The sequence below is a fragment of the Paenibacillus sp. N119s genome, assembly GCF_059447605.1.
The window spans coordinates 1-9,096 of sequence record NZ_JCAJRU010000207.1 but is presented as its reverse complement, the minus strand read 5'-3'; the positions used below and the strand labels follow the sequence as shown (position 1 = coordinate 9,096).

The following is a 9,096-nucleotide window of genomic DNA, read 5'->3' as shown; positions in this document are numbered from 1 at the left end:
AGACGTCCAAATAATGACTCATCTCTTCATCGCTTACTGTGCGTAAATATCTCTGTTCTAAATGCTGGTAGGCGTCTTCGATTTTTTTCGCTTTTTCCCTGACTGAACGAGGAACCCAATCTCCTTGACGAAGACCATCCAAAATTGCTCCACGAACACGCCAAGAAGCATAAGTCTCAAACTGCAAACCACGCTCATAATCAAATTTCTCTAAAGCATCAATCAAACCCATAACGCCGTTGCTCGCCAGATCATCCTTGGATACATTTTTAGGTAGGCCTACTGCAAGACGACCCGACACATATTCCACAATATGGAGATACTTCTCAATTAACTGCTTTTTCGCTTCCTTGTCACCGTGTTCTTTCCATTGCTCCCACAGCTCGGAATGGTTCAAATGAGCGGCTTTTCGCTCGTTCATCGGCTTCACCCTCCTTATTTGTCTGTCAGGTGACGAACGGCCTTGGCCAATTCTTCAGGGTCCTTGTTGGAAACCAGCTTAGGTGGTTTTAAAGGTGCGAAACCATTATTCCCCTCGTCCGTCTGCTCTGGTTTCGGTTTTAGCAATTCATTCAGGTTTTCATTTTCGTCTGGTGTCGTCAGGTCCAGATTCCCCCCTACGCCGTCTACCTGAGAGCTTGCCCGGTGTTGGGCATTCCCCAGATCTGGCCGCGCCACTACACCCAGTGTCCAGCGCAGCACAAATGCAAGTAGGAACCAAAAAACGAAGGCGATTAAGCCACGAATTAAGCTCGTGGTCAGCAGATTGCTGCCAACGGACAACACAAAAGTCAGAATAAATCCGACTACTCCAGACCAAAGATTAATGCGTAAGCTACCAAATAACATGTTTATAATTCCTTTACACCTTTTTGTACGCTTCGAATATTCAAAACGCCAGTTTCAGAGTCCAACTCAATCGTTCGTCCATAATTGCCACCTGTATCTTCCGCAATCAAAGGAATGCCCAGATCTACAAGCATTTCCTTACAGGATTCTACATTGCGCGGGCCAATCCGCATGGTGTCTCCACTACCGGCAAAGGCAAACATCTGCGCTCCTCCTGCCATTTTGGCAATCAGTCTGCGCCGCTCAGCACCCAGTTTCAACATTCGCTCCAACAACTCTGGCAATGCGGTATCCGCATATTTGGCAATATTCAGCTGCCCTTCACGGGCAATATCCGAGGACGGTAACATCACATGTGCCATGCCTGCCAGCTTCAAATGAGGATCATAGAGGGTCAATCCGACGCAGGAGCCAAGTCCTGTCGTGCGAATCGAGTTCGGGTTGCTAGTAACATTTAAATCTGCCATGCCGACTTTAATGATGCTTTTATCCTCAATCATCGTTCATCGGGACTCCTAACGACCTAAAGATTTTCCCGAACGATTCTGGATCAGGAATCAGGAAAAATTGACCCTCAATCTGATTCTGCCCTTCCAGAAACGATGTGTCAATCAATAAAGCAGCATCCCCCATTTGCCCAAACTGCAGCAGTCCATAGCTGAGAATAGCTCCTGCCATATCCAGTGCCAGCGCAGGTACTGTCGGGTACATGGATAAACGTGTGAAATCCGCCAACGAAGAAAGATAAGAGCCTGCTAAAATATTACCGATCTCCGACAGGGCTGAATGCTCCATCTCGTTAAAGCTATCTTCGTCATCCGAAGGAATATTCGCCAAACGGGATAGTAAGCTTTTTGCCGCCTGAGGTTGCAATATGAAGAATAGATTACCAGGTGCTTCCCCTTCGACCCTAAAAAATATTGCAACAACAAGCTGTTCATTTCCGCCGACTTTGTCCGCAATTTCCTCAAAAGGCAGCATTTGCACTTTGGGCACACCCATGTCGATCGGTTTATTGAGAAGCCGGGAGAGCGCTGTAGCAGCGTTCCCCGAGCCAATGTTGCCGACTTCTTTCAATACATCCAACTTGAAGTCTTCGAGATTCCCCAGATTTTCCATATATTAATCCTCTAAGCCTTCTAATTGGTTCATCTCGCTACGGTTCAAAACTTCGGACAAGTTGAGCATGATCAGCAGACGTTCTTCACCAATTTTAGCAACTCCGCGAAGGTATTTAGCCTTAACTCCGCCAACTACTTCCGGTGGTGTCTCAATGTTGTCAGTATTCAGGTCAATCACGTCATTCGCTGAATCCACGATAAAGCCGACTTGCATCTCGCCCACAGCAACGATAATAATACGGGTTTGATCGGTATACTCAGCTTCAGGTAATCCAAAACGACCACGAAGATCAATAACCGGAATAACTACGCCTCTCATGTTGAATACGCCTTTAACAAAATCGTAAGTTCTTGGAACTCGTGTAATCGGCACCATACGTTCAATAGATTGGACTTTTTCTACTTCAACACCGTATTCCTCTTCACCTAGCTTAAATACGATAACTTTAATTTCTTCTCCCATGTCTAAAAACCCTCCTTATTGATGTCAGCAATCTCACATTTCTTTCATTTTTAATGAAAACATTATTTAATGAAAACATTTGGGTCAATGATCAAGGCAACCTGACCGTCACCCAGAATCGTGGCACCCGAAATCCCTTGGATGTTTGGAAGATACTTGCCCAAATTTTTAAGGACGATTTCACTTTGTCCCAAAAAGTCCTGTACAGAAAGGGCTGCCAGACGGTCTCCCTTACGGATGACCACGACCTCTGTCTCTTCTTCTTCATCTTCGTTGAAGTCCGGTACCTCAAACAGCTGACTCAAGGAGATAAGCGGGATATGAGAATCTCGGAAAGCAATCATTTTATTGCCATGCACAGAACGGATTTGCGTACGTTTGACGATCGCAGTTTCCACAATCGAAGACAAAGGAATCGCATATTTTTCAGAACCGATCTGTATCATCATGGCTGCAATAATGGATAGGGTCAGCGGCAATTGTACAGAGAAATTCGTGCCCTGTCCCAATGTGGAGTGAACCGTAACATTACCACCCAAAGCGGTAATTTTCGATTTAACAACATCCAGACCGACACCGCGTCCCGATACGTCTGAAATGACCGCAGCTGTACTAAAGCCCGGAGCAAACAATACCTGATAGGCTTCTTCGTCAGTCATGGAAGCGGCTTGTTCTGCTGTCAAAATTCCTTTGGAAATAGCACTGTTCAGTACTTTCTCACGGTTAATTCCGTTCCCATCATCCTCAATTTCGATAAATACGTTATTACCGCTATGAAAAGCACGCAGTTGAACCGTTCCAGTCTCTGGTTTGCCAGCTGCAATCCGGTCGGCTACCGACTCAATGCCATGATCCACGGAGTTACGAAGCAAATGCACCAAAGGATCGCCAATCTCGTCGATCACAGTCCGATCCATTTCAGTCTCTGCTCCAGTAATAACCAATTCCAGTTTTTTATCCAGCGACTTGGCCAGATCGCGAACCATACGCGGGAAACGATTGAAAACAGTATCTACAGGTACCATCCGCAATTTAAGAACAACGTTTTGCAAATCACTGCTCACACGACTCATATGCTCAACCGTTTCTGTCAGTGCTGGATTAGAAGCCTCACTGGCTAACTGTTCTAACCGCACACGGTCAATGAGCAACTCGCTGAATAAATTCATAAGTACGTCCAGACGTTCAATATCTACACGAATCGTACGATTGTGTGTAGGTGCAGCCGCCTTGGCTGCTGGCGCTTTACCAGCGGCTGGCTTGGCGACAGAGGCCGCAGCTGGAGACTGCGGCTGGGATGGAGCGGGTGGCTGCACGGCAACAGGTGCTTCCTGTACCGCCGCTGTCTCAGCGAGCCCAGCAGTAACTTCGCTCATTTGTTTAAGCGATTCCTGATCCAGTTGTACCACTGAGACCGTGTCGATTTCAGAGATACCCGCAATTTCCTTTTCCAGCTCCCCAACTTCTTTCTGCGTTATGTAATATAACGAGAAGCTTTGTTCGAATTTTTCCTGCTCGATATCCTGTACGGACGGATAGGCCTTGACGATTTCACCGGAGTTTTCCAGTGTGTTGAATACCATAAAGGCACGCGCAGCCTTCAGCTGGCTCTCTGAACTGATGGTTACCTGTATATAGTGAACACGATGTCCTTCTGAAATCGACTGCTCCAGTACAGAATACTGGAACTGGTCCAAGACAAGTCCAGCACTATCGTTAGTGCCCGCTTTTGGAGCAGGAGACTCCTGGGTGGCGGCGTTTGAACCGGACTTTAGGAAATCTCCGCTTACGATGGATTGCAGTGAGGATACAATAGAGGAGACATCCGCTTTTCCATCGCCTCCCTCTGTAATGTGCTGCACCATGGACTCCAGAGCATCCAATCCCTTAAATAAGGTATCGAATATAAATTCATGCATCGCCAGCTTGTTGTTACGTACCAGATCAAGAACGTTTTCCATTTGGTGAGTTAGCGATGCCAGGTCTTCAAACCCCATTGTAGCAGCCATCCCCTTGAGGGTATGGGCAGAACGGAAAATCACCTGAACGATGCCTAGATCGGTTGGGTTGCTTTCCAGTTGAAGCATATTTTCGTTAAGAGATTGCAGATGATCATTCGACTCATCAATAAACATGTTTAAATATTGGTTCATGTCCATTGTGAGACACCTCCTCCATGAGTTACACTCCGATTATTTCACAACTTGTACAAGCTTAGGGGCGATCTCCTGCATAGGCAGAAGGTGGCGCACACATTTTAATTCAACTGCTGAGCGGGGCATTCCGTACACTACACAAGTCTCCTCATTTTCAGCAAATGTGGATTGAACCCCAGCATCATAAAGCTTTTTCATCATTTTAGCCCCATCGCTCCCCATTCCAGTGAGCAATACTAGATGTCTTTCCAGCGAGGTTAACGAGAGCAGTGATTCGAACATCGTATCTACGGAAGGTCGGTGACCATTGCGCGCCTCCTCCATCTTCAGTGACACCGTGTATTTACCACCAGCTCCAGACACAATTCTGAGTTGATATCCCCCTGGAGCAATGTAGGCTGTTCCCGTCTCCAGCGTCATTCCCTGCTCAGCCTCCACAACCCGCAATGGGCTCAACGTGTTCAAACGTTGTGCTAGCGAACGAGTGAAGTTTGGCGGCATATGCTGAACAATAACGATGGGAGCTGGAAAATCCCCAGGAATGCGCTCCAACAGCGTCTTGAGCGCGCGCGGTCCGCCTGTAGAACATCCGACCGCCACCAGTTTTCGAAAGCTGGACGAATGCACACCTTTTTTAAGTGAAAATCCATTTGGTGCTGCTGGCGCTGTAGGTGCCGTTACTGTAGGCGTTGTAGCCGCAGGAGTGGAAGAAGCTGACGAAGTTACCGTCTTCCGTGACTCCGGCTTAACCAGTCCTGCTTTGTCCTTACTCTGCATCGTTTTGCCAGCAGTTGGATTAGAACTCTTCAGTTGTCCTGGCGTTCTTCCCATCTCCTTGGATAAGTCTTCCTTCTTCTGCGCACTCGGTGCTTGCACTGGTTTCCTTGGCTGAACTGCTGGCTGGTCAACGCGGCCACCCGTGGCAGATGTGCCAGACAGCTGTTTTTTGCTTTCCTGTTTAGCAGCTGGCGCGACGGACTTTCCAGTATCTCGCTTTGGCTGAGCCGATGCAGCAGGTGGAGGAGCCAGCGGAACAACAGGAGGCCTGTCTACCGAAGCTTGACTTCCAGTTCGTTTCTCAGTCATAGCCTGTCCAGGCGGCTTTTCCATTGTCGTTTTTTTCGCTTGTTCCAATGCAGCTTTGCGCTCATTAGCTTCTTTACGCTCCAAGCGGCTTCGTACTGCTTGCATAGCAGTATGCATCTGTTCAAGCAGCGCCTTGCTCACCTGCTCAATATCTTGTGCATGAGCGATGGAAGGCTTTCTTATAAAATCGAAAGCCCCTGCCTCCAGAGCCATAATGGTCTCCTTCATGCCTTGTTCATTAATGCCTGACAACATAATGACAGGTAGCGGATGGGCTGCCATAATCAGTGGCAACGCTTCAAGACCATTCATTTCAGGCATTTCGACATCCATGGTGACCAAATCAGGCTGCAACTCTTTCACTTTCTCTACAGCCTCTCTGCCATTGGCGGCTGTACCTACGATGTTGAACGACTCATCCCTTACAATTAAGTCTGTAATAATTTTGCGCATAAAGGCTGAATCATCTACAACCAGCACCCGGTAAGCACACATGTTTAACACCCCTGTTTCCTCTCATCAAAAATCAATGCATAGAACGCCGCAACCATTTTTGCATAAATCCTTTAATTCCACTCAGTGCACCTGATTGTGGAACCTGTGGCATTGCTGCAAAACGGTGTGCCAGATTCAGTACATCTCTTGAAGCCGCACATCCCGGAAAAGCAACCATAAAAGGTACTTGTCTTTTGACTGCCTGCATGACGTGAGTATCATCACTGATATGTCCAAGCAGCGGGATTTCGATCTCCAAAAAGCGTTTCGCAACAAGTGCGATTTTATCGGCAACTTGACGGGCCTCATTATCGTTATCGGCACGATTGACTATAATTTTGAATACCGTATCCTTTTGCAACCCGTTGACGACTTTAATTAGTGCATATGCATCTGTTAAGGACGTCGGTTCTGGGGTGGTTACTACCATACATTCGTCAGCTGAAGTGATGAACTTAAGGTTCTCCTTGGATAAACCTGCACCTGTATCAAAAAGAATATAATCCATGTCTGCTGCCATTTTTTCTACTTCTTCGGCAAAATAATTCAGATTCTCATCCGATAACGCAAACAGTTCGCTCAAGCCTGATCCTCCGGCAATATAAGGCAAACCACCTATACCCTTTTGAATAATCTCATCAATTGACTTTTCACGTTTTAATAGGTGAAGAAGATTGTATTGGGAATGGGCCCCCATCAACACATCGATATTGGCCATACCGATATCTGCATCAAACACAAGTACCTTTCGGCCAAGAGATTGCAGGGCCAGAGCAAAGTTCAGCGTAAAATTAGATTTGCCTACCCCGCCTTTGCCACTGGTAATCGTTATAATTTTTGCGTGACGATTACGTGGAGGCAATCGATACTTATCCAAGGATGAAGCCATTTGTCGAAGTGATTGGGCTTGATCACTCATATGGAATCTCCATTAACTCCCAGCGTCCCTTTGGCTCCAAGCAGCATACTCGTCACCATTTCTGCATCGGGATGAAGCAGGTCGTCAGGAACATTTTGCCCATTGGTAATATAGGCCAACTGCATCGGAAACTGGTGCAAAAGATTAAACATCCCACCACAACTGCCTGTCTCATCCATCTTGGTAAATACAACCTTACTAAGACCAAACTTACTAAAATGTCCAGTTATATTGAGCATATCCCTGCTTTTGGATGTCAGGCTGAGTACCAGATACGTCTCACTTTCATTAATAGGTGAAAGCAGGCTTTGCAGTTCTGATACAAGCAACTCATTACGATAATTTCTTCCCGCAGTATCCATGAGGATCAAGTCACAATGCTCCAAACGTTGGATAGCTCTTTGGACGTCGCCGGGAGATTGCACAACTTCAAGCGGTACATTCAAAATCGTAGCATATGTACGCAGTTGCTCGACGGCTGAAATCCGGTACGTGTCTGAAGTGATAAATCCAACTTTGCGATGATGCTTGAACAACTGTTCTGCTGCCAATTTTGCAATGGTTGTCGTTTTTCCTACCCCGGTTGGGCCTGCAACATATACAATTTTGGTATCTTGGGAGATCCCTTTATCCAGTTTTGTCTGTATAAAACCGGTGACTTCCTCGCGAAAGGCTTGTTCCCAATCAAAAGTTTCAGGCGCAAAAGGGTGCTCATTTCGACGCACATATACCTGTTCGATCCAATATTCCAATAAATCACGTTCTACTTCCTGTTCCAGCACATGCTCACAAATCTCTTGCAGCGCCTCCGGCCAAGTACTTTCCATTGAAGCGTTTCTGGAAAATCGAGTCATCATCGCCTTCATTTCTCGCAATTCATTAAGCAATGCCTGATTTTCCTCTGCTCCGCTCTTGTCTGAAACACTTGCTTCGATTGGCCGTTTATAAAGTTCACTGGATGATTTCATGTTCGAAGGCACTACTTCGTGATCAAGTGCCTGAGATGTAGTCTCCAGTTTATTAGCAGGCTTAGGTGACAAAGGCTCAGTCACTGATGTAGCTTGTTCTGTATTAACCGTTAATTCAGCTTGTCCTTCTTTGGAATTGCCAGTTATCTGTTGTGTAATCCGTCGATAGGCTTCTGGAGCTGCCTGTCTTGGGACTACAGGGACTGATGACTTTTCCGGTTGCTCAGGGGTGTCCATGAGAGGAAAAGCAGCCTGGGCAAGCTGCTGTGACGATCGTTCAGCCCGCCGAGGCTTTGGTGGTTGCTGCTCCTCAACTGCAGCAACCACTTCAATTTTCTTTTTACTGAACATCCCCATAAAACCGCCGACCTTTACTTCCTTTGTACTTAAAATGACGGCATCTGTCCCTAAGTCACCCCTGATTTGCAGCATGGCCTCTGGCATGGTATCCACTACATATCGTTTCACTCTCATAAGTTCACCACCCCGACACTTTGAATTTCAACGTTCGGCTCCAGTTCACTGTACGACAGCACCGGGACATCCTGCATCGTCCGCTCCATCACTTGCCGCAAATACATACGTATTGTCGGTGACGTTAACACAATAGGCTGTTGTCCAGATTGAATAAGACGGTTGATTTGTTCCATCATTTTTTGATACACCGTTTGCGTTGACACCGGATCAAGAGCCAAATAGCTGCCTTGCTCCGACTGCTGCACGCTCTCAGCAATTTTCTTCTCCAATCCTGGTCCCACGGTAATAACGCGCAACGTTTCTCCTTGCTGTGCAAATTGCTGCGTAATCTGACGTGATAACGCTTGACGAACATATTCTGTCAGCACGTCTGGATCTTTTGTATAAGTACCATAGTCAGCCAGTGTCTCGAATATAGTCACCATATCGCGAATAGAAATTTTTTCTTTCAATAGCTTGGCCAGCACTTTTTGTACATCCCCAATCGCCAGCACAGACGGAATAAGGTCGTCCACCAGCACTGGATAATTCTCCTTGAGATTATCAACCAGCGAGCGTGTCT

10 protein-coding genes are annotated in these 9,096 nt (G+C 46.7%); all 10 read right to left on the bottom strand.

Going from position 1 to position 9,096, the window contains the following annotated elements:
- On the bottom strand, positions 1–421 hold a 421-nt coding region (locus AC5V8P_RS19930; RefSeq protein ID WP_495473799.1), incomplete at its 3' end, for a sigma-70 family RNA polymerase sigma factor.
- A gap of 14 nt (positions 422–435) precedes the next feature.
- Positions 436–849, bottom strand: coding sequence for a hypothetical protein (locus AC5V8P_RS19925; protein WP_064798097.1), 414 nt, complete (start codon positions 847–849; stop codon positions 436–438).
- A gap of 2 nt (positions 850–851) precedes the next feature.
- The gene (locus AC5V8P_RS19920; protein ID WP_040101561.1) at positions 852–1,349 is read right to left on the bottom strand and encodes a chemotaxis protein CheD; all 498 of its coding nucleotides are present in this window, start codon (positions 1,347–1,349) and stop codon (positions 852–854) included.
- Positions 1,342–1,968 carry a chemotaxis protein CheC gene (locus AC5V8P_RS19915; RefSeq protein ID WP_040101562.1) on the bottom strand — a complete coding sequence of 209 codons (627 nt, stop codon included), beginning with the start codon at positions 1,966–1,968 and terminating at the stop codon, positions 1,342–1,344. The genes AC5V8P_RS19920 and AC5V8P_RS19915 overlap by 8 nt, the downstream gene beginning before the upstream one ends.
- Positions 1,969–1,971: 3 nt before the next feature.
- Complete coding sequence (locus tag AC5V8P_RS19910) at positions 1,972–2,433, bottom strand: chemotaxis protein CheW (protein WP_013370696.1); 462 nt, start codon at positions 2,431–2,433, stop codon at positions 1,972–1,974.
- A gap of 62 nt (positions 2,434–2,495) precedes the next feature.
- Positions 2,496–4,592 carry a chemotaxis protein CheA gene (locus tag AC5V8P_RS19905; protein ID WP_063208915.1) on the bottom strand — a complete coding sequence of 699 codons (2,097 nt, stop codon included), beginning with the start codon at positions 4,590–4,592 and terminating at the stop codon, positions 2,496–2,498.
- Positions 4,593–4,625: 33 nt separating this feature from the next.
- Positions 4,626–6,170, bottom strand: coding sequence for a chemotaxis protein CheB (locus tag AC5V8P_RS19900; protein WP_064798098.1), 1,545 nt, complete (start codon positions 6,168–6,170; stop codon positions 4,626–4,628).
- A 31-nt stretch (positions 6,171–6,201) separates the two neighbouring features.
- Positions 6,202–7,089, bottom strand: a complete 888-nt coding sequence (locus AC5V8P_RS19895; protein WP_064798099.1) for a MinD/ParA family protein — start codon at positions 7,087–7,089, stop codon at positions 6,202–6,204.
- Positions 7,086–8,531, bottom strand: coding sequence for a flagellar biosynthesis GTPase FlhF (gene flhF, locus AC5V8P_RS19890; RefSeq protein ID WP_064798100.1), 1,446 nt, complete (start codon positions 8,529–8,531; stop codon positions 7,086–7,088). Before flhF ends, AC5V8P_RS19895 begins: the two co-directional genes overlap by 4 nt.
- Positions 8,528–9,096 (bottom strand): FHIPEP family type III secretion protein (locus tag AC5V8P_RS19885; RefSeq protein WP_495473798.1); only part of this gene is annotated, 569 nt, incomplete at its 5' end. The genes flhF and AC5V8P_RS19885, both read right to left, overlap by 4 nt.

Bases quoted from the DNA above. Each gene is read 5' to 3' on its own strand.
- AC5V8P_RS19925 (WP_064798097.1), bottom strand. From the start codon at position 849: ATGTTATTTGGTAGCTTACGCATTAATCTTTGGTCTGGAGTAGTCGGA.
- AC5V8P_RS19920 (WP_040101561.1), bottom strand. From the start codon at position 1,349: ATGATTGAGGATAAAAGCATCATTAAAGTCGGCATGGCAGATTTAAAT.
- AC5V8P_RS19915 (WP_040101562.1), bottom strand. From the start codon at position 1,968: ATGGAAAATCTGGGGAATCTCGAAGACTTCAAGTTGGATGTATTGAAA.
- AC5V8P_RS19910 (WP_013370696.1), bottom strand. From the start codon at position 2,433: ATGGGAGAAGAAATTAAAGTTATCGTATTTAAGCTAGGTGAAGAGGAA.
- AC5V8P_RS19905 (WP_063208915.1), bottom strand. From the start codon at position 4,592: ATGGACATGAACCAATATTTAAACATGTTTATTGATGAGTCGAATGAT.
- AC5V8P_RS19900 (WP_064798098.1), bottom strand. From the start codon at position 6,170: ATGTGTGCTTACCGGGTGCTGGTTGTAGATGATTCAGCCTTTATGCGC.
- AC5V8P_RS19895 (WP_064798099.1), bottom strand. From the start codon at position 7,089: ATGAGTGATCAAGCCCAATCACTTCGACAAATGGCTTCATCCTTGGAT.
- flhF (WP_064798100.1), bottom strand. From the start codon at position 8,531: ATGAGAGTGAAACGATATGTAGTGGATACCATGCCAGAGGCCATGCTG.